This window comes from Novosphingobium kalidii (genome assembly GCF_040534015.1).
Classification (GTDB): Bacteria; Pseudomonadota; Alphaproteobacteria; order Sphingomonadales; family Sphingomonadaceae; genus Novosphingobium; species Novosphingobium kalidii.
Map to the genome: position 1 here is coordinate 1 of NZ_JBEWLY010000010.1, position 22888 is coordinate 22888.

The window sequence follows — 22888 nt, forward strand, 5'->3', positions numbered from 1 at the left end:
GGAGGCGGGGGAGCCGCTTCGGTGCCGCCGAAGTTGTAGGCGACGGTGCCCAGAAGGCTGTGCGAACGCCAGCGACCCTCGATCGGCGCGCCAAGCGTGCTGACCATGCTGAGGTTGTCGACGTTGTGGAACCGGTACTTCAGGCCCATGTCGATGTTTTCGGTGACAGGCGCGCGAACGCCAGCCAGAGCCTGCCACGCGAAGCGCGTGTCCTTGTCGTTGACCACAACCGAGCCAGGGACGTTGACGCGATAGTGAACGCGGCCAACGCCGACACCACCACCAACAAAGCCCTGGATGCCGTCATCGGGACCGAAGTCCAGCAAGCCGTTCAGCATGAACGACAGGACGTCGCCATGACCCCAAGCGCCGCCAGTGGTGCCGCCCGTGGTGTACTCGTCGTTTTCAGCGCGACGGTAGCTGCCTTCCGTTTCGAGACGGAAAGGTCCAAAGTCGTAACCGATCGACACGCCGCCATCGTAGCCGTAATCGGAGTCGACCGCAGCAGCGTTGTTAATTCCAGAAATATCAAAGCTGGTATCTTCGACGATCATCGCGCCGAAACCGCCTTCGATATACCACGCGTTGTCACGCGCAAGTGAAGGCGTAGCAATGGCTGTAGAAGCCAGAGCCAAGCCGATAACGAGTTTCCTCATATGTTTCCCCTATACAGAGATTTGGAGCCACCGAGTGGTCGGGGGTCTACTCCGTCCGTAGACTCTGCGCAAGCGCACAGTGACCATAACTGTTGCAGAAATGCAGCAGTTGTTGGAGGCGCAGAACGTTCGCGAAGACGATCTTGCTTAGCGAACACGTTGACCCCCTGTTGAAGCCACTGCCGTCAGACAGATGGTATGACACCCGAAGCCCGAAGAACCGAGATCAGTGCTCCGATTGCGGCTCGAGCCTCGCTATCAACAACTTGACCTCCAGTTGGTTCCTGGATTGTTGCAGGTTTCTGCCAACCTTCGTTAAATACCCAGAATTGGTCGGCCGACCGGTTGAAAATGCGCATGCCGGGAACGGGCTGAGTGAAGAGCCATTGTCCTGCCTGACGCATTGCCAGAGATCCTTGAAGTCCGCTCCACGCACCGGTTGCAGTGGCTCCCACGAGCCAGCAATCGCCGTCGTTTGAATTTTCTGAAGGCTCGTTCGTTTCTCCCAGTATTGCCGCATGAAGAAGCGCATCGATGCGGGCGAGGGCTTCGTTGTGGAACACCTCCTTATGTGCCTGCGCCGCAAACAGCAGCGGCAATGAGAAGCGAGTAGTCGCCGAGTCAAAGCTTATGGGTGCGGGCATGGAAGATCTCCTGAAGGTGATTGAATCGGCTTTCAGCTCAGTGATATGAGAAACAGCGGTGCCGACAGCGCTCGAGTTCCTTGCTGCCGAACGTGGAAGGTACCGGTTGCGGCCAGGGCAGAGAGGGAGGCAATTTCATCCGCCGAAAGGTTGAGTACCGGCTGGTCCACGCTCCAGGCTCGCAAGGCAGCTCCGGCGTTCTCAAACGTGACCAGGTACCGCTCCGCCTCCTCGCCAAGCGGTACGTCGATTCCGTCGGTCCACCGCCAGCCCCCACGTGCCCTGCGCGTCCATTCGAGTGCGAGGACACCTTGATGGCTCCAGCGTGAGCGCCCGTGTACCGGCGTTAAAGGACGGCTGCCGATGCCCCGCAAACGGATCGGACTGATTACCGGCTCGGTGTCGCCACGGCCGATCGCTGCGATGTCTGCCTCTGCGTATCCCAGAGCGTTAGAGTCGATCGACGTGAGCTTACCTGTGAGCAACACGAACGGCTCATCCGGCTGGTGGTCGCAGATCGCGTGTTCAGTCCCCCCGCATCCGCGGAGCAGCTGGGATAGCCGCCAGCGCCCCGCTCCAACCGGATCTGCCCGGCCGAACTGAACGAGTTCGTTGCCGATCAGCGCCAGGTTGGCACCAGCTCCGAGTTCGGAAAAGCCGGCAGGGGATAAGACCTGGTCCTGAGATGTCAGGACTACGAGAAGGTGTGACGTGCGGTCGAACAGCAGCGGACTGGCGGGAGCAAGTGGCTCCTTGGCAAAGCCGATCACCGCCCGCTCGCGCCCGCTTGACCCCAGCGGCAGCAACTGGCCGTCCCCGCGGTCAGCATAGAGTGTGGCTCCGCTCCAGACCGTACCGGTGGCGCCTACAGCCGCGACAACAAGGGCTGCATCGGCGTCGCCCCTGCTGCCATCCCAAGGCAGTTCCAATGCCACGAGCTGCGTGGATGCCGCCGGGAGGTCAACGGGAGCAGGGAACAAGCCGGTGGTTGGCACCAGGTTCTTTGGCGCCGCGACGTCGGTCCGCACGAGCTCAAGCTCCACGCCGGCCTCGCGCCACTCCCAGCTCTCCACGCGCCATGTGCCGGAGTAATCCGGAAGGCGCATGCGTGAGCCCGGGGCCACCTTGGCGTCCACCGTGCTGGTGCGCCATGCGATCCGCTCCCGCCCGCGGTCTCGTCGAAGGGCGAGCCGCTCCACCAGCATTCTCGCGTTGCTGCCGGAGAGCGCCGCTGGAAGTTCCACAAGGTCTGGATAGCCTGGCCCAGCAAGTCCTGTCGCATGTTGGGTTCCCGGCTGGTAGTCGCGGTCGACATCGGCATAGCGCAACGCGGGAGATGGCAGCCGAGCGAAGGGCTCGCGGCGGCGGCTGAATCCCGCTACCCGCCCGAAGGCGTCATCGTCTGTGGCGGATGCGGCTTCATCCAGCAGAAGGGCCTCTGCGCCTTCATCTCCGACGTGCATCACGAGAGAAGCGCCAGCGGCATCGATGGCGATCGGCAGCACCGGTTCGAGTGCAGACAACGTCGTGTCCAGGGAGCCATCGACGACAAGCCCGGAGAGAACTCCAAGCTCCCCATGAGCCTCTATCTCTGCTGGCGACTCGTCCACCAGATCGGACAGGCGCACCGCATCATCTGCGAGAACTTCGAACGTGAGGGCGGGGATACGATTGCCGAAGTCGCTCAGTTCAAGGTTTTCGAACACGGCATATGCGATTCCGCGAAAGGCAGGGCATCGCGCCTCGCCCTCGCTCGCCGCAATGAGAGGATCGACTGCCTGGTCCTCCGCACCTGTATGAATCCGCAGCGTACCCCCGACTTTAAGGTCGCCTGCTGCGCCGCGCAGCAACTTGCCGTCTGCCCAGACCCGCCCCAGCCCCAGGATGGGGCGGCTTGATAGCGCCACCGCCAGGTTCGCCGTGTAAGTGTAAGCTTTGAGGGCTGACTGCCCTTTGCCGCCGCTGCGCGTCTCGCTGTGCTCCTGCAGCTCGGTCGCCCAAACGATAGCACCGGCTACGCGCATGCGGCCGTAAACGCGGGGAATGGGATTGCCATAGCTGGACAGCGAGACCTCAAGCTCGCGCAACCGCGGCCCGCTGCGTGAGGCGGAGCCCAGCACCAGACCGTCGAGCTGTCGCCCTGCCAATGCGCCGATAGCTCCGCCAACCGGGCCGCCCAAGGCGGTGCCGACGGCACCCAAAACAAGCGTTGCCATACGGCACTCCTTACTGCGTTTGAGGAAGTCGCCAGTGCCCGACGACTGGCCAGCCGGGATCGCGAGCGCCGATCACCACCCGGCCGAGCCCCGCATGAGCATGGACGAAGCGGCTGGCGTTCACTGCGATGAGCAGATGGAGCTGAGTTGCCGAGCAGCGCACCAGCAGCATGTCTCCTCTCGCGAGGACGCCAGCGGCTCTCACGAGACCGGCGTCTCTGGCGACCGCCTCCGCGTCGACCTCGCCGCGCCGGCGCAGCGTATGGCTGGCTGGAAGCGACGCCGAGCGTCCAATCCGGGCCAGCGCTGCCGCGAGGACGCCCAGGCAATCGACGCCGCAGTTCGGATCGCGACCGTGTAGCCGGAACGGGACGCCGACCAGCGCTTCGGCGGCAGCTGCAAGTTCGAAGGCGCTCATGCGAGGGGCGAGGGATAGCGAACGAGCAAGTCGTTGCCCGGCAGGAAAGGCTCGCCGCGGAAGTTGGCGGCATTGTTGAATCGGTCCGCGCAGGTGTCGAGCCGGTGGTCGCAACCTTCTCGCACGACTGCGCGGAATCCCGCCTGTGCGTTTTCTTCCGGTGGTGGATCGAGAACCAGCGCGCCGTCTGCGTTGACAGCACGGATGTGCAATGTCCTTCCGGTCTGCTGGCCGTCCAGCCACCGCAGTGTACCACCCAGAAGACTCTCAGGTGTTGCATCGCACGTCACCGTGACGGTGCCGGTCTCCATATCGGCGCCCGTCAGCGCGGCCTCGTGGGTGAAGAACTCCGGGTTGAGGTTGCAGCCGGGGCCGCAGAACTCTGCGCGGCACGCAGGGCTGGTGTGCGGCACCGTGCGCTGCAGCAGCTCTGCCTTACGAGAGAGCAGTTCCGCACTAAACTGGCCGTCTTCCTCGGCCACGGCGCCCAGCGTGCCGACCCAGATCGTTTCGCAGTCGCCACTCTCCCAGTCGATCACGCCGATCCGCACGCGAGCACCGTCGTAGCGGCCTGCGGCAAGATCTTCGGCGCTCACACCGTCATGACTTAGCGCGCCTGACACTTCCGCGCTGTCGGCCTCGAGACCGGCAGTGCGACGGATGGCCGAAAGCACAATGCCAGGAGAGGCGCGGTGAAGTACGCCATCAAACCACAAGTCGCGATCGTGTGAGGTGAAGCCGAGCGTCACGCCATCCCGGCGCAGGATGCGCCAGAAGGTCGCGACCGTTTCCAGTGGCTGCGCAAACCACACCCGGTTCATGCCGCTTCCCGAATTTCGACGAGGGAGACGCTGGGAGCTTCCCCAGCAGCGAAGGCTGCGCCCGAGATATCGAGGCGATCCTCGGCGAAGCGAACGGGGACGTCGAAGAGGAACCCGGCTCGCACTATGACACCTTGCGCAGGAGGCGTGCTGAAACTGAGGATGCCGCCGCTCTCCAGCGACCAACCCCCAGCCTGCGTAATGTCATCAATGCTTACCAGGATGCTGGCAGGTTCAGGCCGGGTGATCCGTCGCACTTGGGCATCCGGCTCCGTGCCATAGCGTTTCACCAGGGCGAAGGCGCTGCGGGTGCCATCACCTATCCCCTGGAGCTGATCAGTTGCGATCGGAACGCCGGTCATGCCGTTGGAACTGAAGTCGGTTGGGTCGCGAAGGCGGAAGCCTCTGGCCGGTCCGCGGCGTGCCCGAAAGAAGGCGATGAGGACTCCCATCTCCGCTTCCGATCGCACGCCTGGCCCCACATCGAAGCGTAACCGCGCATCCGACCACAAGGCGTTGCGCCGTTCAAATCCCGAAGATGTCACGGCAACGGTGGTCGAGAACTCAGGACTGACGCTGGCATCGCGCCCGAGCGCGAGTGGGTAAGTCACGTCGTCAAAGGCCTGCATGTCGGGCTCTCCTGCATCGGGGAGGCGCACGTATCCGTCGCGCGCCACTTGCGGCAGCGCCCAGGCGAAGATCTCGTACGGGTTGCGAGTACGCGCTTCATCAATGCCATCGTCGATGGCGCGCCATTGGTCGCGTCCCCGTGCGTTGAGGACGAAGCCGGTGAAGTAGTCCTGTTCGTGCGGCGGATAGCCGAGGCGATCGTTCACCAGCAGGTAGGCGGCGCGACGAGGTGCGTCGGCACCGGCGGTGAGCCAGTCGTAGTCCTCCACTTGCAGGCGATCGAAGGCGGGCGCGGCCCAGCCGGTCGGCAGGTTCGCCCGATATGCCTCCGGAGTGGCCGGATCGAGGATCGTGGGCGTGAATACCAGCAGAAGCGCCTCCAGTGGATCGGGTGCGGCCGCCGCGCGGGCTGCGGCGACGAGGGCTGCGGAGGATTGCGCGAGCAAAGCTCCTGCCGCGTCGAGCAGTGCCACTTGTTTCAGTTCAAGCGGTTCGCGCAAATCGGCGATCTCAGGAGGATCGCCGCCCAGCAATGCCTTGGCCGCATCGTCGTAGAGGCAGATACGACCGTCGCTGTAAGTCCACCACCAAGGCTCACCCACCTGGAAGCGAAGTGGCACGCTCGCCTGGCGCATCAGGTCAACGAATGCGGCTGCAACGGACTGGAGCCATGCCATTGCTTGTCCGTTTGCGGGTGAGAGCAGAGAGGAGGGCGGGTCCCATCCGGTGAGCGCCGGAGCACCTGCCAAGTCGCGCTGCATCCAGTCTGCAGGGCAATGCTGGGCCAGAAGCTCGTACGAGACTGAAGTGATCGGGCTGAAGCCAAGCCGCGCGCACTCCGCAAAGAAGGCGGAATGCCAGGCCCGCGTCGGGGTGTTGAGCGGATCGCTTGCACCTCCTGCCAGGAAAGCGCCATCCGCGTCGGCGAGCCGGAAATAGTGGCTCATGCCCACATAGTGGACCACCGAACCGCGATAGCCAAGTTGCCGAATATTGCGCAGCAGTCGGGCTGGCGCTTGCACACCCTCGTCGTCGAACCCGGTCGCAATCGCCAGTCCCGTGGGGGCAATCATCACGTCGCCGCTTTCCAGCATCGCGTGTGCGCCCTCGCAGCGGATAGCGGTAAGTTCTACCCAGCCTTCCGCCTCTGCCGGCAGCGCTTCGGAGCTGTCGGCGTCGTAGCCCGGCGGTGCTATGGAGATGAAGAGGCGGTCGATGTCGCCGGGCCATGATGGGTCGGCATCCCCCGGCAGCGCGAAGCCTCCGGACAGGCCAGAGAACGGCAGCACGATCTGTGCGTCTTCCGGGGTCCCTTCCGCATAGTTCCAGAGTCGCACGTACCAGGTGCGAGAGGCTCCTTGCGCGTCACGCCCCTCGATCGTCAGCGTGGGGCCGTTCACTTCATCAAGCGCGATCACGCCCGATGAGCGCCAACGGAAGGAGAGCGTCGCACCCGCGTAGTCCCGGATCGTTTCGTAAGCGAGAAGGGGGTGGTCGAACGTATCCTCACTTTCCCAGATCAGCCCTGCGAGGTCCGCCTTCCGCAGAAATGCGGTGTCGACGCGAAGGGCATCGGGCGCGGTCGAGACGACGCTCGCCATCATTGGACGTGGGAAGTTGACGGTCCAGAACCTGGGGTCGAAGCGCTGAATCCAGTCGCTATCCTGCCCCTCGCGCGTATCGGCCAGCCAGAATGCCATGAGGATCGTCCTTCAGTTGCCGGTAAGCGCACGGCGCACCGCGCTTGCGACTTGCCGGGAAGATCGCTGGAGCGAGCGCGGGGCGCTGGCTCCCGCTTGTCCGGCAAGATTGATGGAAATGCGTACGTCGCGGGGCGCTGCATGGGCGGATGGTTCGATGCGCCCGGCGCTGGTTGGCATGAAGACCTCAGGTCCGCGTTCACCGACGAGATAGCCGCGGCCCGGCGCTACGTTGCCGCCCGTCGCCCGGCCGGGCAGTCCGAGCAGTGCGCCGGCAAGGCCCGACAGATCAAAGCCTGCACTTGCGTTGCCCGCTCCCCCCAGCAATCCGTGAAGCGACTGCGCCGCAATGGTGTCCATGGCGTCGAGTGCCACGCGCTTGAGGTCGTCGAAGCCAAGGCTGCCTTTGCGAATGGCGCTGGTGAGGCCTCGCTCGAGCGCATCCCCCGCCTTGGTGAACGCGCCGACGAGTTCGCCGTCCACACTGCTGCGCATGCGGGCAATGTCGCGCGCGAAGCCTTCAGTACCCGCGCGCACTTCGATCAGAAGGCTGTCGATCCCATCATCCATGGTCCTGCTCCATCAGGTGTTGCAGCGTCTCGCGGCCGATCGGTGCACTCTGGGCATTTGGCGCAGTCAGTGCCGCCGCCAACTCCGCTGGCGTGGCGCGCCAGAACTCGTCGGGCCGCCAGCCCAGGTTGCGCGCAGCCAGACCGCTCAGCACAGCCGCGAGGTGGCCAAAGCTCTCGCTCATCCGATGCCGCGCAGGATCTGTCGGAGGAGCAGCCGCAGCGGAGCAGCGCAGGCCGCCAGCCCAGCGGCAAGCACGGCTTCTCCCAGCTTCTCGCGCGTGAGGTCGTCGCGCGCGACGGCGCAGTGCCAGAACAGCGCCGCTAGTTCGACAAGACGCAGATCGCCGCGCGCGGCACGCTCGACCAGCGCAAATAGCGGACCCAGCTCCTCCTCGGCGGCGACGAGCGCGTTGAAGCTGGGGCGCAGCACGAGCTCTTGATCGGCGATCATCAGCGCGGCCTCACCGCGATAGGGATTTGCCGCGCTCATGCCGGCACCACTGCGCCGGAGCTTTCGAGCTGGAGCGTGTAGTTGCGCTCCCCGTTGAAATCGCCGGCATAGTCCAGGCGCTGCACGAGGAAACGACCGCGAAGCTTCTCCCCGTCTTCGAAAGAGAGTTCGTAGTCGTCGAGCGTACCGGCCAAGGCGTTGGCACGCACCTGCGCTTCGGCCTCGCTGCCGAGGAAGATGCCGGCGGCGCTCACCGATACCGCCCGCACCCCGGCGGCCGAAAGCAGTTCGCGCCAGCCACCGCTGGCCTTGTTGGTGATAACGACGGTTTCGCCGGTTACGCTCATCTGCGTGGTGCGCAGCCCGGCGACGGTCTGGTAGCTGGCGGGTGTCGCACCGTCGGCGATCTTGAGAAGGAAGGCACTGCCTTTCTGGGCGGTCATCGATGGTCTCCTGATGAAGTTCAGTGGGCGAGCACGCGGAAGGCGTATTCGATCAGCACGGCGCGCCGGCTCTCGCCGCGCTGCTCCGCACGGGCGCGCAGAAATCGGCTGGACACGATGGAGAAGCCGGTCTGCGCCGCCGGCAGCGCCGCAATCCTCGCCTCAATGGCGGTCACAAGATCCGCAGCGGCGGCGGGCGCATCGCCACGGCAGTGCAGTTCGAGTGCGATGCGTATTTCGCGTCCCGCTCCGCTCTTGGTGCTCCAGTCCGTGCTCGCGCTCGCGGCGATGGCGAGCCAGGGCAGGCTGGTGCGCGCGGGCGCTTCCTCGACGATGGCATTGAGCTGGGCAGACAGCAGCTGGTCGGCCCGCAGCCAGTCGAGGAGCGCAGCGCGCAAGCGGATCTCCATGGCGGTCATCCTTTCGTGAAGAGCGGCCAGAGCAGCTGGGCTCGCCGCCACCGCTGCGGCGTTTGCGTCCGGGCCGCCGTGATGCGAGCCTGAGCAAGGGCGGTAGCTTTCGTCCGAAGGCGCTCGGCGAGGGCAGCGAAGCCGGGGGAATGAGCGCCGATCATGCTAGCCGCACGCGCCGCCACGGGCGCCACAACGCTGCGACCGAGGCCGGCGGGAGCGATGAAGCGCCGGCACTTTCCCGCTCGCGATGCTGATGAGCGGCAAGGCGCACGATGCCATGGCGCAGGGATTCCGGCAGGAGGTCCCACTCTGTGGCCAGTCCGGCGGTGAAGCGAACGGCGATCCTCCCAGGACACTTGGGTGAGAGCACGCGCACGTATCCGGTGCCGCCGGCGTGCAGCTCGACGTCATAGTCGTCCGGCGCAAGGGTGACGCGGGTGCCGTCTTCGGCGACGCGCTCGACCGCCAGCATCGCCTGCACCGGGCGCGTGGCGAGGGCCTGCCAGCAGCCGCGCGAGTCGAGCACCTGTTCGCAGATCTGCTCCAGCGGCATGGTGCCGGTGAAGCCTTCGCAAGCCTCCAGCGCAGCCGAGAGCAGCCGCTGCAAAGGCGCATCATCCGCCGCGAAGGTGATGCCGAGCCACTGCTTGAGCTCGGCCAGCGCCGAGGAGGGCAGCGTGGCGGGGGTGAGGATCACCCGGTTCATGAGCATCTCCGATAAGGGGAAGAGGGTGCCTCCCGTCGCGCCTGAGGGAAGAAGCGCGGCGGGAGGCGAAGCTGCCGGGGATCAGGCGGAGATCTTGAGCAGCTTGATCGCGTCGGAATCAAGCACTTGCCCGCCAATCCGCTTGGTGGCGTAGAAGTGGACGAACGGCTTGTTGGTGAAGGGGTCGCGCAGGATCGTGGTCGCGCTGCGCTCCGCAATAAGATAACCGGCGCGGAAGTTGCCGAAGGCGATGGGCGTTGTGCCCGCTGCGATGTCCGGCATGTCCTCTGCCTCGACCACCGGATAGCCCAGCAAGCGGTTCGGCTGCCCTGCGGCAAGGCCGGGTTGCCACACAAAGGCGCCATCCGAAGTCTTGAGCTTGCGCACTTCGGCCAGCGTCGCCGCATTCATCACCCAGCTCGCGCCCTGCCGGTGCCCCGAGTTGAGAGTATGGACGAGGTCGATCAGCTTGTTCTCGGGCTCAGCCCCAAGCCCCGCCGCCGCGCCTGAGGCGAGGAACTGCAAGGTCCCGAAAGCGCGCACAGCGTCGTCCGCTGCGTGGTTCGGAGCCGCAAGGAAGCCGCGCGGGCGGTTGCTGCCGTTGCCGCTGACGAAGGCGGCGCCTTCCGCGCGGGCGAACTCCATCGCGATCTCATCGGCCAGCCAGCTCTCGAGGTCGAAGGCTGCATCGTCGAGCATCGCCTGGCTAGCAGCGGGGTTGGCGTAGAGCTCGCCCGAAGGCGGTGCGATCTCGGCGAAGCTCGGCGTCGCCGTTTCGGGGCGCGCTGCCGTCTCGCTCACCCAGCCGGACGCCGTGCCGCCGGTGGTGACGAGCTTGCGATAGCCGGCGCTGCCGGTCTGCACCACTTGCGCGATGGCACGGATCGGGCTGATGTCCTTGAGGCGCGAGGCGATCAGCGCGTCGATCTCACGCGGCACGGCATAGCCGCCGTCCGCTGCCGCCGCGCCGGAGAGCGACTTAACCTCGGCTTCGCGACCCTGACGCAAGTAGCCATCGACGAAGCTCTTCACTTCGGGACTGGCGACGGCCCCGCCGATCATCGGGCGCGTGGCGGCGCGGCCGACGCGATCCAGACGGACTTTCACGTCCTCCACGTCGCCGCGCAGGGTTTCCACCGCGGCTTCCGTAGCCTCCTGTCGCGCGACAATGTCGAAAGAGGCGTCGAGCACGCCGGAAACGGGCATGTCTTCCATGAACTTGTACCTTTCAGAGGAGGCCGCCGGATGGCAGGCCGGAGAAGGAGTGTGGGAAGGCGGTCGGGACGGGCGAGCCTCCGCTTCAGGTGACCAGATGCACTCGCGCCCCGTGCTGGAGCGGGTGCGTAACGAGGCTCACCTCGAAGAGTTCGATCTCGATGAGGTCGCGGCCCGATGGCGTGTGCTGCGCTTGGCGCGTGCGGTAGCCGAAGCTGAGGCCGGTCACTGCGCGACGCCTGAGTGCGAGCCCCGCGCCGCCTTCGGGATTGTCGATCCCGGCGATCACGCGCAGGCCCCTGGAGTCTTCCGCCGCCTGATCCACCCAGCCGATCCGCTGGTCGGGGCGGTGCTGCCAGTAAAGTGGCAGCGGATCGCGGCGGCTGGCGAGGGTGCGAGCAAAGGCGCCTGGCAGGATCGCATCGCGCGCCGCGTCGCGCCGGCCAAACAGAGCGGCGTATCCGGCCAGCCGCATCACCGCAGCAACTCCGTCGCGCCGAGCCGCACGGCCATTCCCAACAGCAGGAGCGCCAGCAAGCCGCGTACGATCCAGCCGATCGCAGCGGTCTGCGCGCTGGCCTTGGCATCGCGCCACGCGCGCAGCAGCTGGCGAAGTTCGGACAAGTCACTCGGCGCCCGCTCATCGTCGAGGCCGATGCTGGCAAGGGTTCGCTGCGCACCCAGTTCGCTGGCTTCTTCCACGATGGCGCGCAGCGTCACGAGGTCGCCGCCTTCCTGCCGGGCTTGTGCAACCAGTCCAGCGAGCATCTCATTGGGATTCATGATTTGTTCTCCTCAACCTTTGACGGCAGGCCCAGCAGCGCGCGCTTCTCCTGCGCATCGAGGAAGTCCGCCGCGCTCACTTGTGCCCAGAGCCGCTCACGATCCTCCGCGAGAGCAGGCACCCGGTCGTAGTCGATGGCGAGGCGGGCCTCGGGGAACCAGGTGGCGAGCCCTTCCGCGAGCGCGCCGAGCAGCTTCGCGGCCAGGGGCAGCAAGCTCAGCCGCCAGAGCGCACGATTGGCCTCGCGGTAATTGGCGTATGTGGAGTCACCGGGAAGCCCCAGCAGCATTGGCGGCACGCCGAATGCCAGAGCGATGTCCCGGGCGGCGGCGGCTTTCAGCGTGGCGAAGTCCATGTCGGCTGGGGTCATCGCCATCGCCTGCCATTTCAGCCCGCCTTCCAGCAGCAGCGGCCGCCCGGCATTCACGGCGCCCGCGAAGTTGCTCGCCAATTCCTCGCGCAGTCGGTCGAACTGCTCGCTTGTCAGCGTGGCGCCGTCGCCGCTCTCGTAGACGAGCGCGCCCGAGGGCCGGGCCGAGTTCTCCAGGATCTGGCGGTTCCAATCGGCGGCGGCATTGTGAATGCCCACCGCTTGTTCAGCCGCGGCGAGGCAGCCGGCGCCGAAGTGATCGCATGCGGGGTGAAAATGGCGGATGTGGATCAGGTTGGGCGAGGCATCCTCGTCCTCCAGCGGAATCGTCAGCGGGCGGCCGCCCACAGTGTACGTCCACGCGCTCGGCCAGCCGTCCGCTCCAGCGACCACGCTCATCCGCTCGGGCCTGAGCGCGAACAACTCCACCGGAGTGCCCCGCGCGTCCTTCAGCACTTGCACGAAGGCGTTACCGTGCAGCAGCAAGTGCGAGGTCAGCGTTTCCAGCAGCGACTGCCCGGCGCTGGTCGCCTGCACCAGCTTCACCAGCTTAGGCTCGGTCGGCAGCAGCGGGGCTCCGGCGATGCTTTCTGCAACGAGGCGGACGGCACGCTGCGCCACCGGGTTGTCCAGATAGGCACGGCGCACGGCGGCGTTGTATTCGAAGGGCGAGCGCGCTGTGCGATCCGCTGCGAAGAACCAGGGGGAGGAGGGGCCACGTCCCAGAGGCACGCGTCGCTCGCTGCCCTTGAAAGCGGTCACCAGCATTTCAATGAGGGACATGTTGTCTCCAGTGTGAGAAGTGTCAGGCCGCCGAGGCGGAGCGGATCTCGGGAGCAGGGTGTTCGAGAGACCGCACGCGAGGCATGCGCGCTTGTCCCAGCATCAATTCGGACAGCGCCCAGACGAGAGCATCCGCACGATCCGGTGAGCGGCCGGGGCCTTCGTAGCCGCCCCCGGCGATCAGTCCGCACAGCTCATCTTCCAGAGCCGCGAAGATGCCGACGTGCCGCACCCGCCCCGCTTCATAGAGCGCCGCAACCGGCTCAGCCCGTGCGGTTTTGCCGCGGCTGGCGTGCACCAGCTTGAACGGCAGCGTGATGTCGGCGGCGCGCAGCACGGTGCCGACCATCTCGCCGCCCTGATTGGCTTCCGCGATCACGCGGTCCGCATTCCAGCTTTCGTGCGTGCGGGCGACCTTGCGCGCCCAGCGCTCGGGGCTGGGCTTCAGGAGAGATGCGTCGGCCAGCACGCGGGCGATGCCATCCGCTCCCAGCCCGACGACAACGATGCCGCATGCATCGCCCCCGCTGCTCGCAGGAGGATCGACGCCGATCACAACGCGCATCATCGCCGGAGGCGCCGTCTCCCGGCATTCCTCGATCATCGCGCGCGTCCAGAGCGCTCCGGGCAAGTCGGCGATCAGTTCACCGTCGAGTTCCTGACGGCCGAGCGCCGAGCGTCCGAAGCTGCGCCTGATGTCGCGGAGATACCGCGTCGGCAGATTCCCGGCATTCTCCTCTGTCCGCCCGCGCGTCAGGGCGAGCCCGTCGCCCGTCTCCTCCAGCAACCGCCGCATCAGCGGTACGGCGCGCGGCGTGGTGGTGGCGACGATGCGCGGATGCTCGCCCAGCCGCATGCCGAGCAGCAGGTTGTCCCAGGCACTCATCGCGCGGCCGCTGGCATTGTCCCACTTGGCGATCTCGTCACACCAGGAATGGCTATGCTGGGGCCCGCGAAGGGATTCCGGTTCTCCCGCCGAATAGAGCGTCGCCAGTGCTCCGTTCGGCCAGGTCAGCCGACGCAGAGAGGGCTCGAACTGCGGCCGCCGCCGGGGGGGGCAGACCGAGAGCAATCCGCTTTCGCCTTCCACCATCACTGCACGGCCTTCGCCCAGCGAGGCAGCGACCAGAGCAATCCGTGCGTCGGGCTCTGCTTCGGCAACGGCGCGAACCCATTCCGCTCCGGCGCGAGTCTTGCCAAAGCCGCGACCGGCCATGATCAGCCACGTGCGCCAATCTCCCAAAGGTGGCGACTGCTGCTCGCGAGCCCATAGCTCCCAGTGGGTAAGGAATTCCTCCTGATCAGCCTCGGGCATGCGGGCCAGCATCTTGCGGCGATCGGCCGGGTCAGCGCGCAGAAGTCGGGCTAGGCGGCGTGGATCAGCCATTCGCATCGTCCTGCGTCAGCATCGTGGCTTCGCCACCGGCTTCCACAGCGGCTTCCAGCACGACCGGCACGCGCAGGCGATCGATGCGAGCGTTGATACGCTCCAGGATCACCCCGGAGTCGCGGTTGTCCCGGATGGCCTGCTGGCGCGAGGCGGAGTCGCGGTGAACCGTCAGCAAACGCAGCGTCGTTGCGTTGTCGAACACCCGCGTTCCGCGCTTGGCGCCGCTGGCCGGCTTGATCTCCCCTTCGCGCAGCCGCTGAAGCAGCGCCATCTCCAGGTGCTCGTATCCTTCGCATAGCGCTTCCTGCCACTGGCGATAGAAGCCCGGGTCGGAGCGGCGAGCGTCATAAGCGCGGCTTGTCGATACGCCTGCGGCCTTCGCCGAAGCCGTCACGTTCGAGGTCGCCGCGAGGTGAGCCAGGAACAGCTTGCGCCAGCGCTTTTCTTCAACCGCGCGCGAGCGGCGGGCACGGCTTTCGGCCGGCACTTTCGTGTCCTGCATGACGATGGTTCCTGGATTGGCTGCGAGTTCCTGCCACCTTGGTTTCGGCCTCGCGATGTTCCCTTTATGTACCCAATCAATGCGCTGATGTCAAGCCAAATGTGCCAATATGGTTATGCGCTTGTCGAAACCACCAATGCTGCTACGCAGCATTCGACGGGATTATGCGGGGAATACGATGCTGCGCCGCCTCTACGAATGGACCATGGCAAAAGCGGCGCATCCGCACGCGACCTGGTGGCTTGCCGCCTTCGCTTTCATGGAAGCGAGCTTCTTTCCGGTCCCACCGCATCCGCTGCTTGGTTTGATGTGCCTTGCCGAGCCAAAGAAGGCGATTCGCTTCGCCGCGGTGGCGACGATCGCGTCCGTGTTGGGCGGCTTGCTGGGCTATAGCATCGGCGCGCTGGCCTATGAGGCTTTCGGTGAAGCGATGCTGCGCGCCTTGGGCTTGGCGGAGAGCTTCCCCAAGGCGGCCTGCTACTTGCGCGAGTACGGTGCCGAGATCATCATCGTGAAAGGCGCGACGCCGATTCCCTTCAAGCTGCTGACGATCACCGCCGGCTTTATCGGCATGAGCCTGCCGGTGTTCATCGGCGCCAGCCTGATCTCCCGGTCTATCAGCTTCATGGTGGTGGGCGTGCTGTTCCGCCTCTTCGGGGCGCCGATCAAGGCGTTCATCGACAAGTACCTCGCTCTCGTGACGGTTGGCTTCGTCGCGCTCGTTGTTGCCGGTTTCTTGGCCATCGCGATGCTGGGCCATAGCGGTGACCAGACCAGCGAGGCGTGCGAGGCCGCGCCGCAGCAAGTACGCGCCTAAACTGCGGGCCCCAGAGTCGTCCTTTCCTGCTTTCGCCGCCGCCGACTTTTGAAGATGGTGGCCAGACAATTAAAGGAGAGGCAGCCATGATCGACACCAAGCTTGCGGAACTCGTTGACCGGCATGAGATCCACGGGATCCTGCTCCGATATGCTCGCGGGCTTGACCGGCTCGACAGCGAACTCACTCGCTCTTGCTACTGGGATGACGCGATCGAGGATCATGGCCACTTCGTTGGCGGACCGGATGACTTCATCGCTTGGGCAGACGGCACCACATCGATGTTCGAGGCGACCCAGCACGCAATCCTCAACCATGTCTGCGATTTGCAGGGCGATGACGCCTACTGCGAGACGTATTATCACTTCTCCGGCGTCACTGCCGAAGGGCCTCACTTCATGTCCACGGGGCGCTATGTCGACCACTTGCAGAAGCGGAACGGCGAGTGGCGCATTGCCGATCGCGTGACCTTGGTGGAGGGCACTTACGATGTTTCGCGCGCCGCTCTGGCGCCGTCGCCTTCCACCGCCTACTCGGCCGAGGCGCCCTGCCAGGCCACACGCGATCGCATGGACGTAAGCTATCATCGTCCGCCCCGCCCGCGCCGCCCTGCCGAGACCGAGCGCTGATAAGTTGGAACTTTTCGCTCTCCCGCGCGTGACTTGACTACTATGACAGTTGTGTCATGATTTTCTTGCTGCACTGCAATAAGGCGCAGTGCGAAGGAGGGATATGGCGCGTAGCGACTTCCTCATGCAGCTCGAAGGCTATGGCCTCTCGACGATCGAGATCCATTACTATCTTCCGGACTACCCCAAGCTCCTGCAACTCTTCGCATTCCAGCAGTACGATCTTGCGCCCCGCTTCCCGGCGCTTAAGAGCTTCCTCGATTACTGGAGCCGCGAGATCGAGGGGCCACTGCACTCCGTTCGTATGGCGCATCAGCATCTGATTGGTCCTAGCGAGTGGCGTGCCGTTGATGGCGTGATCGCAATTCAATGATCCCGCGGGAACGCCACGGCTCCGCAAGGGTTGGCTCAGGACACGCTAGCCTCTGGAGAGACCATGCCGATCAAGACCTGTGTCCTCGTCGGGTCCCTGCGCGAAGGATCCTATAACCGGCGCCTCGCGGAGGGACTGATGCACTTGCCCGAGAGCAGGGAGCATGAGTTCGCCTTCGCGGACATCGGATCGCTGCCACTCTACAGCGAGGAGCAGGACAATGATCCGCCGCCATCAGTGGTGGCTCTGCGCGAGCTCGTGAAAGGCTCGGATTCGCTTCTGTTCGTCACGCCCGAGTACAACCGCTCCATCCCTGGAGTTCTCAAGAACGCCCTTGACCACGGGTCGCGGCCCTGGGGGCAGAGCGTCTGGGCCGGAAAGCCGTCCGCGGTCATCGGCACTTCTATCGGCCAGATCGGCACCGCGCTGGCGCAGTCCCACTTGCGCATGGTGCTGGCCTATCTTGACGTGCCGCTGATGGATCAGCCTGAGGCGTACATCCAGTGGAAGGATGGACTGGTGAGCGAAGATCACACCATTGCCGAAAGCTCGCGCGACTTCTTGACGGGATGGATGCGCGCGTTCTTCACGTTCATCGAGCGCCACCAAGACGTCTGAGCGGCGGGCCGGCTCAGCCCAGTCCCAGGAACAGCCCCGCCAGCGCCGCGCTCATGAGGTTGGACAAGCTGCCCGCCGCCAGTGCCCGCATGCCGAGTCGCGCAATCACCGGGCGCTGGTTGGGTGCGAGGCCCCCGGTCACCGCCATCTGGATCGCGATCGACGAGAAATTCGCAAACCCGCACAGCGCGAACGTCACCACCGCAACAGTGCGGGGTGAAAGACCCGCTTCCTGCCCGAGGGCAATGAATGCGACGAACTCGTTGAGCACGATCTTCGTGCCGAAGAGGCCGCCGGCGTGCAGTGCCTCGGTCCAGTCAGGCGTCGCCAGAAGGTAGAAGACTGGGGCAAAGACGTAGCCCAGCAGAAGTTGGAAGGTCACTCCGGCAAAGCCGAAGAGGCTCGCCACCCAACCGACCAGCCCGTTGGCGAGCGCGATCAGCGCCACGAAAGCAAGCACCATCGCCCCGACGGCAACGGCCAGCTTCACTCCGGTCTGTGCACCCTGCGCAGCGGCCATGATGATGTTGGCGGGTTCTTCCTCGTCGTGCGGCACGTCCACCGGCACGCCTTCGTGGGGAACGCCGGGCTGGTCCACCACGTGCTCGCGGTTGAGCGCGGCGGCTGCCATCGCGGCTGGCGGCGGAGCGGCGTGATCGAGCCGGGCGTCTGCTTCTTCTGTGGTAACCGAGTGTGGATCGGGCATGATCATCTTCGCCATGAAGATGCCGCCCGGCGCAGACATGAAGGCGGCAGCTACGAGGTAATCAATGCGAATGCCCATGCTCGCGTAAGCCGCCAGGATCGTGCCCGCGACGCCAGCCAGGCCCACGGTCATCAGGCAGAAGAGCTGCGAGGGCGTAAGTGCGGCGAGATAAGGGCGCACCACCAGTGGCGATTCGCTTTGTCCGACAAAGATGTTCGAAGCTGCCGAGAGGCTTTCGACTTTGGTGATGCCCGTGATCTTCTCCAGCGCTCCGCCGATCCAGCGGATGACCAGCGGCATGATGCGCAAGTAGTAGAGGATTGAAATCAACGAGGCGAAGAAGATGATCACCGGCAGCGCCGCGATAGCGAAACTCGTGCCGCCGATCTCGGGCGAGGCGAGAGGGCCGAACAGGAAGTCGACGCCGGCATGGGCATAACCGAGCAGGCTTTCCACTGCCGTTGCCGCGCCGGCCAGAACTGTGCGTCCCACCGGCACGTAGAGCACCAGCGCGGCAAAGCCCACCTGCAGCGCAAAGGCCGCACCCACCACACGCGGCCGGATCGAGCGGCGGTCGGTGGAGAGGAGCAGCGCGGCGAGCAAAATGAGTACGATGCCAAGAAGGCTGTAGGCAACGTGCATCTGCCGCGATTTCCTTGAAGGGTAAGGGCACTGAAAAGTCGGGCAGAAACTAGATGGAGCCACGCGCCGCGGCTAGTGCATTTGTGCAACGCCGGTTAGAGCACCGTGATGCAAGCTCCTGGCCACGTGCGATCCGCTGCGATCCCTCGCGCTCTGTTCGTCTATTCGCTGCTTTACGGGGGGCTCGCCGTGCTTGCCGGCGTACTCGGCACCAAGCTGGCATCGTTGGGCACCTGGCCGCTGCTAGGCGAGTTGGCGGTGGAGTCAGGCATATTCGCTTTCCTGCTGCTTGTCGTGATGTCGAGCGCGGTGGCGGAGCTTTATGGGCAGGCGACGGCGAACCGGCTGGTGCGCTTCGGCTTCATTCCACTCATCGTGTCCATGGTGCTGCTGACGCTCGTCATCCGCGTGGTTCCGCCCGCTCCTTTCTGGAGCGATCAAGACGCCTTCGCGCGTCTTCTGGGGCAGGGCGCGCGCATGCAGTTCGCCGGCCTTATTTCCTATGGCGTGTCGCAAACGCTCAATGTGTACCTGTTTGCCCGACTGGCCGGAGGCCGCGGGAAACTTCTGATGGTGCGCGCCTGGATCGCCAGCCTGCTCTCGCAGGTCGTCGACACGATCTTGTTCATCACGATTTCTTTCTACGGCGTCGTCGATCAGGTGAGTGGGGACCTGGTGCCGATCGGTGCGATCATGCAGGGGCAGATCATCTCCAAGCTGATACTCTCGACCATCATGGTACCGCCATTCATCTGGCTGTTCGTTCGCATGGGCCGGCGATTGGACAGCTGAACAGGCCGCCCGCGGCGAAAAGCGCTTCATTTCACGCCGAGGCAGGCTAAAGCGCAAGGCATGCCTACGCCTCTCGATCCCGCACTCCTCGCCAAGGCCGCCACTCTCGTCGATGCGCTGCCGTACATGCAGCGGTACGCTGGCCGTACTTTCGTGGTGAAATACGGCGGCCACGCCATGGGCGATCCAGAGCTGGCGCGCGACTTTGCCGAAGATGTCGTGCTGCTCAAGGCGGTGGGCATCAACCCGGTCGTGGTTCACGGCGGTGGTCCGCAGATCGGCGCGATGCTGAAGACTATGGGCGTCGAATCGCGCTTCATTGATGGCTTGCGCGTCACCGATGCGCAAACCGCGCAAGTCGCGGAAATGGTCCTGTCGGGTGCGATCAACAAGGAGATCGTCGGCTGGATCGCACAATCCGGCGGCCGCGCCATGGGTTTGTCGGGCAAGGATGGTGGCATGGTTCGCGCGCGCAAGGTCTCGCGCACCATGAAGGACCCGGACAGCAACATCGAGAAAGCGGTGGACCTGGGCTTCGTTGGCGAGCCCGACAAAATTGACATCAGCGTCATCGAGACCGTTTCGGCGGCGGGAATGATCCCGGTGATTGCCCCCATCGCGCCGGGCGCCGACGGACAGACGTACAACATCAATGCGGACACGATGGCCGGCTCGATCGCGGCGGCCCTAGGTGCCGCCCGCCTCTTCTTGCTCACCGACGTGGCGGGCGTGCTCGACAAGCAGGGCGAACTGCTCACCGACTTGCGGCCCGCAGATGTCGCGCGGCTGCAGAAGGATGGCACCATCTCGGGAGGGATGATTCCCAAGCTCGAAACGTGCCTTCATGCGGTCGCCGCAGGGTGCGAAGCTGCTGTTGTGCTTGACGGACGAGTCTCACACGCCATGTTGCTGGAAATATTCACACAGGAAGGTGCCGGCACGCTCATTCGCGCGGCCTGAGCAACTCTTCCGGGAGAATCCGAACTGAAGGGCGCACCGCAAGTGATGCAAAGCCGAATCGTCAAACTGCTGATTGCTCTGGCCACCGCAGGGACCCTCGTCCTCTCCGGCTGCAAGCAGGAGGACGAGGCTGTGCCACCGCCAGAACCGGTTGCGACCGAATCGGAACCGCTTCCGGAGGTGACGCCCACTGGCGAATCGACGGGCGAAGCAAGCGGCATCGCCGCCGGGCTTGATATGGGCGCCCTGCAGGAGCGCGAAGAGCCCAAGCGTCTCTTGCGCTTCTATGCCGATGCCATTCGTTTGGGCGATTGGCAGGCGGCGGCAAAGGCGTGGACTCTCGATTCGCTCATGACGCCGGAGAAGTTGAGGGACGAGTTCGGTGGAGATGCCGGTCCTAAAGTCGCCGTCGGCAAAGGCGACGCTTCCAGCGCTGCCGGCACACTGTTCTTTCAGGCTCCGGTGGTCGTCGACTTCGCCGATGGACGCCCCTCTCGCCGCGGAACCATCGTTCTGCGCCGCGCCAACGATGTGCCCGGCGCCAGCCCGGAGCAACTGGTCTGGCGCATCGAGCGAAATTCGATCATGACGCAGTAGCGGGCGTCTAACCGCCGCGCTTGCCCATGAGCGCTGCGCTCGGCTATCAGCGGCCTTCCTGTTCCAGCGAAAGGTCGATCCTTGCTTTTTCTCACTCTGTTCGAGATCGTCGGGTACATCATCTCGGTCATCGTGATCCTGGTGATAGTCCAGTTCGTCCTGAGCTTGCTGATCTCGTTCAACGTGGTCAACGCGCACAACGACTTCGTTGCCGCGATCTACAAAGCGGTCAACGCACTGCTCGAGCCGCTCCTGCGCCCGATTCGGAAAATTCTGCCGAACACGGGCGCCATCGACTTCTCACCACTGGTGCTGATCGTCGGCCTGGAGATTGTGCGGATCATCCTCAAAAACCTCGCCATGGCGTCGATGTCCGGTTCATTGTGAGCGTAACTGCAGTGACTGAAGCGAACGCAAGCAAGCTTATCGACGGCAAGTCCTTCGCCGAAGGGCTTCGTGCCCGGGTCGCGACGGCGGCCTCGCGGTTCAAGGCTGCAGTTGGACGAAAGGCGGGTCTTGCCGTCGTTCTGGTTGGTGAAGACCCGGCCAGCCAGGTCTATGTTCGCTCCAAGGGCAAGCAGACTGTCGCTTGCGGCATGTCCAGCTTTGAGCACAAGCTGCCGGCAAGCACTTCGGAGGCGGAGCTGCTGGCGCTCGTGGCAAAGCTCAATGCCGATCAGGCGGTGGACGGCATCCTTGTCCAGTTGCCGCTGCCGGATCACGTCGACGAGCAGAAAGTCATCGCGGCGATCAGCCCGGACAAGGACGTCGACGGCTTTCACGTGACCAATGCGGGCCGCCTTGCGGTTGGGCAGCCGGGGTTCGTTCCCTGCACACCACTTGGTTGCCTGATGATGCTCAAGCATCGTCTGGGCTCTCTTGACGGTCTGGACGCGGTCGTAATCGGCCGGTCCAACATCGTAGGGAAACCGATGGCCCAGCTGCTGCTGGCGGAGAGTTGCACCGTAACGGTCGCTCACAGCCGCACACGCGACTTGCCGGCCGTGGTGCGCCGAGCCGACATCGTGGTGGCCGCCGTGGGTCGTCCGGAGATGGTGAAGGGTGAATGGCTGAAGCCGGGCGCCACTGTCATCGACGTCGGCATCAACCGCGTACCTGCTGCAGAGGAAGGCAAGACCCGCCTTGTCGGGGACGTTGACTTCGCCAGCGCGCTTGCAGTGGCAGGCGCCATCACGCCGGTGCCGGGAGGGGTGGGGCCGATGACGATTGCTGTTCTTCTGCGCAATACTTTGGTGGCGGCTTATCGGAACGCCGGCGTCGTGCTCGAGAAGGACGCGCTTTGAAGCTTCTTGCCGCGGGGCTGGTGTTTCTTGCCACCGCCTGCGGCACTGCTCCAGCGGGAATCGACTACGCCTCGCGCGATATTGAAGGCCGCTTACAAGCGGCGCGCTATGCCAGCCCAGGCCGGATCGTGGCTGCCGAAGTCGCCTTTGCACAGCTCGCGCGGCGCAAGGGGACATCGAGCGCTCTGCTAGAAACTGCCGCCGAAGGCGCGGTGATCTTCGTGCCTCAGGCGGTGACGGCACGCGACTGGCTGAACGCGCACAAGGCTCTGCCGACGTGGATTCGCCGAGAGCCGCATCAGGTTTGGATGAGCTGCGATGGATCGCTGGCAGTAACCTACGGCGCCTGGCAGGCCGAAACGGGCGGCGCTGGCGACTTCATCACGGTGTGGCAGCGCCAGAGAAACGGCGAATACAAGTGGGTGATGACCCAAGATGATGAGCTCGCTATGCCGCTGAAAACGCCAGAGATGATCGGCACGTCGGTTGCGTCATGCGGTGCAGCGCGCTCTCAAGAGGACGCCGGGCAGATTGCCGGCGGTACACCTGGCGGGGCCAGCGAGGACGGGACGCTCACGTGGTCCGCTCGGGTGGACCGCTCATGCGCTCGCACCGTCGAAGTCCAACTTGAGCGGGCTGCGGGAACGACGATGGAAACTGTGCTGACGAAGCGCGTTGCCCCTCCGGTAGATGCAGAAGGCCGCTCCTCCATGTCCTGCGTTACCGCATGAGCCAG

At 64.9% G+C, this 22888-nt stretch carries 29 protein-coding genes; 10 read left to right on the forward strand and 19 right to left on the reverse strand.

Annotated features, from left to right (window positions below; all coding sequences use genetic code 11):
• The 18 genes from ABVV53_RS06045 to ABVV53_RS06130 form a co-directional block, all read right to left on the reverse strand.
• Positions 1-656, reverse strand: a 656-nt coding sequence (locus ABVV53_RS06045) for an outer membrane protein (protein WP_353983501.1), incomplete at its 3' end; no start/stop codon positions are given.
• 185 nt (positions 657-841) lie between these two features.
• The gene (locus ABVV53_RS06050) at positions 842-1300 is read right to left on the reverse strand and encodes a DUF2793 domain-containing protein (RefSeq protein ID WP_353983502.1); all 459 of its coding nucleotides are present in this window, start codon (positions 1298-1300) and stop codon (positions 842-844) included.
• A gap of 32 nt (positions 1301-1332) precedes the next feature.
• A complete protein-coding gene (locus tag ABVV53_RS06055; protein ID WP_353983503.1) occupies positions 1333-3516 on the reverse strand; it encodes a phage tail protein in 2184 nt (727 codons plus the stop codon).
• Positions 3517-3526: 10 nt separating this feature from the next.
• Positions 3527-3934, reverse strand: coding sequence for a hypothetical protein (locus ABVV53_RS06060; protein WP_353983504.1), 408 nt, complete (start codon positions 3932-3934; stop codon positions 3527-3529).
• Positions 3931-4755, reverse strand: a complete 825-nt coding sequence (locus ABVV53_RS06065) for a DUF2163 domain-containing protein (protein ID WP_353983505.1) — start codon at positions 4753-4755, stop codon at positions 3931-3933. The genes ABVV53_RS06060 and ABVV53_RS06065 overlap by 4 nt, the downstream gene beginning before the upstream one ends.
• On the reverse strand, positions 4752-7085 hold the full coding sequence (locus tag ABVV53_RS06070; protein ID WP_353983506.1) for a DUF2460 domain-containing protein: 2334 nt from the start codon (positions 7083-7085) through the stop codon (positions 4752-4754). The genes ABVV53_RS06065 and ABVV53_RS06070 overlap by 4 nt, the downstream gene beginning before the upstream one ends.
• A 12-nt stretch (positions 7086-7097) precedes the next feature.
• On the reverse strand, positions 7098-7655 hold the full coding sequence (locus ABVV53_RS06075; RefSeq protein WP_353983507.1) for a tail tape measure protein: 558 nt from the start codon (positions 7653-7655) through the stop codon (positions 7098-7100).
• Positions 7648-7839 carry a phage tail assembly chaperone gene (locus tag ABVV53_RS06080; protein ID WP_353983508.1) on the reverse strand — a complete coding sequence of 64 codons (192 nt, stop codon included), beginning with the start codon at positions 7837-7839 and terminating at the stop codon, positions 7648-7650. The genes ABVV53_RS06075 and ABVV53_RS06080 overlap by 8 nt, the downstream gene beginning before the upstream one ends.
• On the reverse strand, positions 7836-8147 hold the full coding sequence (locus tag ABVV53_RS06085) for a GTA-gp10 family protein (RefSeq protein WP_353983509.1): 312 nt from the start codon (positions 8145-8147) through the stop codon (positions 7836-7838). The genes ABVV53_RS06080 and ABVV53_RS06085 overlap by 4 nt, the downstream gene beginning before the upstream one ends.
• Positions 8144-8551, reverse strand: a complete 408-nt coding sequence (locus ABVV53_RS06090) for a phage major tail protein, TP901-1 family (RefSeq protein WP_353983510.1) — start codon at positions 8549-8551, stop codon at positions 8144-8146. The genes ABVV53_RS06085 and ABVV53_RS06090 overlap by 4 nt, the downstream gene beginning before the upstream one ends.
• A 20-nt stretch (positions 8552-8571) precedes the next feature.
• Positions 8572-8961, reverse strand: coding sequence for a DUF3168 domain-containing protein (locus ABVV53_RS06095; protein ID WP_353983511.1), 390 nt, complete (start codon positions 8959-8961; stop codon positions 8572-8574).
• A gap of 160 nt (positions 8962-9121) precedes the next feature.
• Positions 9122-9670: a head-tail connector protein gene (locus ABVV53_RS06100; RefSeq protein ID WP_353983512.1), complete on the reverse strand. Its 549-nt coding sequence runs from the start codon at positions 9668-9670 to the stop codon at positions 9122-9124.
• 81 nt (positions 9671-9751) lie between these two features.
• Positions 9752-10885, reverse strand: coding sequence for a phage major capsid protein (locus ABVV53_RS06105; RefSeq protein ID WP_353983513.1), 1134 nt, complete (start codon positions 10883-10885; stop codon positions 9752-9754).
• Positions 10886-10970: 85 nt separating this feature from the next.
• A complete protein-coding gene (locus tag ABVV53_RS06110) occupies positions 10971-11360 on the reverse strand; it encodes an HK97 family phage prohead protease (protein WP_353983537.1) in 390 nt (129 codons plus the stop codon).
• Positions 11360-11668: a DUF6127 family protein gene (locus ABVV53_RS06115; RefSeq protein ID WP_353983514.1), complete on the reverse strand. Its 309-nt coding sequence runs from the start codon at positions 11666-11668 to the stop codon at positions 11360-11362. The genes ABVV53_RS06110 and ABVV53_RS06115 overlap by 1 nt, the downstream gene beginning before the upstream one ends.
• Positions 11665-12822 carry a phage portal protein gene (locus ABVV53_RS06120; protein WP_353983515.1) on the reverse strand — a complete coding sequence of 386 codons (1158 nt, stop codon included), beginning with the start codon at positions 12820-12822 and terminating at the stop codon, positions 11665-11667. Before ABVV53_RS06120 ends, ABVV53_RS06115 begins: the two co-directional genes overlap by 4 nt.
• A 22-nt stretch (positions 12823-12844) precedes the next feature.
• Positions 12845-14215 (reverse strand): DNA-packaging protein, encoded by a 1371-nt coding sequence (locus ABVV53_RS06125; RefSeq protein WP_353983516.1) that lies wholly within the window; start codon positions 14213-14215, stop codon positions 12845-12847.
• A complete protein-coding gene (locus ABVV53_RS06130; RefSeq protein ID WP_353983517.1) occupies positions 14202-14714 on the reverse strand; it encodes a hypothetical protein in 513 nt (170 codons plus the stop codon). Before ABVV53_RS06130 ends, ABVV53_RS06125 begins: the two co-directional genes overlap by 14 nt.
• A 178-nt stretch (positions 14715-14892) precedes the next feature.
• Between ABVV53_RS06130 and ABVV53_RS06135 the strand changes: the two genes are divergently transcribed.
• The 4 genes from ABVV53_RS06135 (at position 14893) to ABVV53_RS06150 (ending at position 17151) form a co-directional block, all read left to right on the forward strand.
• A complete protein-coding gene (locus tag ABVV53_RS06135) occupies positions 14893-15531 on the forward strand; it encodes a YqaA family protein (RefSeq protein WP_353983538.1) in 639 nt (212 codons plus the stop codon).
• An 86-nt stretch (positions 15532-15617) separates the two neighbouring features.
• A complete protein-coding gene (locus tag ABVV53_RS06140; RefSeq protein ID WP_353983518.1) occupies positions 15618-16160 on the forward strand; it encodes a nuclear transport factor 2 family protein in 543 nt (180 codons plus the stop codon).
• Between the two features lie 103 nt (positions 16161-16263).
• Positions 16264-16533: an usg protein gene (locus ABVV53_RS06145; RefSeq protein WP_353983519.1), complete on the forward strand. Its 270-nt coding sequence runs from the start codon at positions 16264-16266 to the stop codon at positions 16531-16533.
• 63 nt (positions 16534-16596) lie between these two features.
• Positions 16597-17151, forward strand: a complete 555-nt coding sequence (locus ABVV53_RS06150; RefSeq protein ID WP_353983520.1) for an NADPH-dependent FMN reductase — start codon at positions 16597-16599, stop codon at positions 17149-17151.
• 13 nt (positions 17152-17164) lie between these two features.
• Here the strand turns inward: ABVV53_RS06150 and ABVV53_RS06155 are convergent, their stop codons facing one another.
• Entirely contained in the window at positions 17165-18499 is a 1335-nt protein-coding gene (locus ABVV53_RS06155; RefSeq protein WP_353983521.1) for a NupC/NupG family nucleoside CNT transporter, read from the reverse strand.
• A 108-nt stretch (positions 18500-18607) separates the two neighbouring features.
• Here ABVV53_RS06155 and ABVV53_RS06160 point away from each other — a divergent pair, with 108 nt between their 5' ends.
• From ABVV53_RS06160 to ABVV53_RS06185, 6 genes are all read left to right on the forward strand, one after another.
• The gene (locus tag ABVV53_RS06160) at positions 18608-19291 is read left to right on the forward strand and encodes a queuosine precursor transporter (protein ID WP_353983522.1); all 684 of its coding nucleotides are present in this window, start codon (positions 18608-18610) and stop codon (positions 19289-19291) included.
• 60 nt (positions 19292-19351) lie between these two features.
• Positions 19352-20251 carry an acetylglutamate kinase gene (gene argB / locus ABVV53_RS06165; protein ID WP_353983523.1) on the forward strand — a complete coding sequence of 300 codons (900 nt, stop codon included), beginning with the start codon at positions 19352-19354 and terminating at the stop codon, positions 20249-20251.
• A gap of 45 nt (positions 20252-20296) precedes the next feature.
• Positions 20297-20848 carry a hypothetical protein gene (locus ABVV53_RS06170; protein ID WP_353983524.1) on the forward strand — a complete coding sequence of 184 codons (552 nt, stop codon included), beginning with the start codon at positions 20297-20299 and terminating at the stop codon, positions 20846-20848.
• 81 nt (positions 20849-20929) lie between these two features.
• Positions 20930-21235, forward strand: a complete 306-nt coding sequence (locus tag ABVV53_RS06175; RefSeq protein WP_353983525.1) for a YggT family protein — start codon at positions 20930-20932, stop codon at positions 21233-21235.
• A gap of 11 nt (positions 21236-21246) precedes the next feature.
• Positions 21247-22152 carry a bifunctional methylenetetrahydrofolate dehydrogenase/methenyltetrahydrofolate cyclohydrolase FolD gene (gene folD, locus ABVV53_RS06180; protein WP_353983526.1) on the forward strand — a complete coding sequence of 302 codons (906 nt, stop codon included), beginning with the start codon at positions 21247-21249 and terminating at the stop codon, positions 22150-22152.
• Positions 22149-22883 (forward strand): hypothetical protein, encoded by a 735-nt coding sequence (locus ABVV53_RS06185; RefSeq protein ID WP_353983527.1) that lies wholly within the window; start codon positions 22149-22151, stop codon positions 22881-22883. The genes folD and ABVV53_RS06185 overlap by 4 nt, the downstream gene beginning before the upstream one ends.
• Positions 22884-22888: the final 5 nt, after the last annotated feature.

Coding starts and splice junctions, on each gene's coding strand:
- ABVV53_RS06050 (WP_353983502.1), bottom strand. CDS start 1,300: ATGCCCGCACCCATAAGCTTTGACTCGGCGACTACTCGCTTCTCATTG.
- ABVV53_RS06055 (WP_353983503.1), bottom strand. CDS start 3,516: ATGGCAACGCTTGTTTTGGGTGCCGTCGGCACCGCCTTGGGCGGCCCG.
- ABVV53_RS06060 (WP_353983504.1), bottom strand. CDS start 3,934: ATGAGCGCCTTCGAACTTGCAGCTGCCGCCGAAGCGCTGGTCGGCGTC.
- ABVV53_RS06065 (WP_353983505.1), bottom strand. CDS start 4,755: ATGAACCGGGTGTGGTTTGCGCAGCCACTGGAAACGGTCGCGACCTTC.
- ABVV53_RS06070 (WP_353983506.1), bottom strand. CDS start 7,085: ATGGCATTCTGGCTGGCCGATACGCGCGAGGGGCAGGATAGCGACTGG.
- ABVV53_RS06075 (WP_353983507.1), bottom strand. CDS start 7,655: ATGGATGATGGGATCGACAGCCTTCTGATCGAAGTGCGCGCGGGTACT.
- ABVV53_RS06080 (WP_353983508.1), bottom strand. CDS start 7,839: ATGAGCGAGAGCTTTGGCCACCTCGCGGCTGTGCTGAGCGGTCTGGCT.
- ABVV53_RS06085 (WP_353983509.1), bottom strand. CDS start 8,147: ATGAGCGCGGCAAATCCCTATCGCGGTGAGGCCGCGCTGATGATCGCC.
- ABVV53_RS06090 (WP_353983510.1), bottom strand. CDS start 8,551: ATGACCGCCCAGAAAGGCAGTGCCTTCCTTCTCAAGATCGCCGACGGT.
- ABVV53_RS06095 (WP_353983511.1), bottom strand. CDS start 8,961: ATGGAGATCCGCTTGCGCGCTGCGCTCCTCGACTGGCTGCGGGCCGAC.
- ABVV53_RS06100 (WP_353983512.1), bottom strand. CDS start 9,670: ATGAACCGGGTGATCCTCACCCCCGCCACGCTGCCCTCCTCGGCGCTG.
- ABVV53_RS06105 (WP_353983513.1), bottom strand. CDS start 10,885: ATGGAAGACATGCCCGTTTCCGGCGTGCTCGACGCCTCTTTCGACATT.
- ABVV53_RS06110 (WP_353983537.1), bottom strand. CDS start 11,360: ATGCGGCTGGCCGGATACGCCGCTCTGTTTGGCCGGCGCGACGCGGCG.
- ABVV53_RS06115 (WP_353983514.1), bottom strand. CDS start 11,668: ATGAATCCCAATGAGATGCTCGCTGGACTGGTTGCACAAGCCCGGCAG.
- ABVV53_RS06120 (WP_353983515.1), bottom strand. CDS start 12,822: ATGTCCCTCATTGAAATGCTGGTGACCGCTTTCAAGGGCAGCGAGCGA.
- ABVV53_RS06125 (WP_353983516.1), bottom strand. CDS start 14,215: ATGCGAATGGCTGATCCACGCCGCCTAGCCCGACTTCTGCGCGCTGAC.
- ABVV53_RS06130 (WP_353983517.1), bottom strand. CDS start 14,714: ATGCAGGACACGAAAGTGCCGGCCGAAAGCCGTGCCCGCCGCTCGCGC.
- ABVV53_RS06135 (WP_353983538.1), top strand. CDS start 14,893: ATGCTGCGCCGCCTCTACGAATGGACCATGGCAAAAGCGGCGCATCCG.
- ABVV53_RS06140 (WP_353983518.1), top strand. CDS start 15,618: ATGATCGACACCAAGCTTGCGGAACTCGTTGACCGGCATGAGATCCAC.
- ABVV53_RS06145 (WP_353983519.1), top strand. CDS start 16,264: ATGGCGCGTAGCGACTTCCTCATGCAGCTCGAAGGCTATGGCCTCTCG.
- ABVV53_RS06150 (WP_353983520.1), top strand. CDS start 16,597: ATGCCGATCAAGACCTGTGTCCTCGTCGGGTCCCTGCGCGAAGGATCC.
- ABVV53_RS06155 (WP_353983521.1), bottom strand. CDS start 18,499: ATGCACGTTGCCTACAGCCTTCTTGGCATCGTACTCATTTTGCTCGCC.
- ABVV53_RS06160 (WP_353983522.1), top strand. CDS start 18,608: ATGCAAGCTCCTGGCCACGTGCGATCCGCTGCGATCCCTCGCGCTCTG.
- argB (WP_353983523.1), top strand. CDS start 19,352: ATGCCTACGCCTCTCGATCCCGCACTCCTCGCCAAGGCCGCCACTCTC.
- ABVV53_RS06170 (WP_353983524.1), top strand. CDS start 20,297: ATGCAAAGCCGAATCGTCAAACTGCTGATTGCTCTGGCCACCGCAGGG.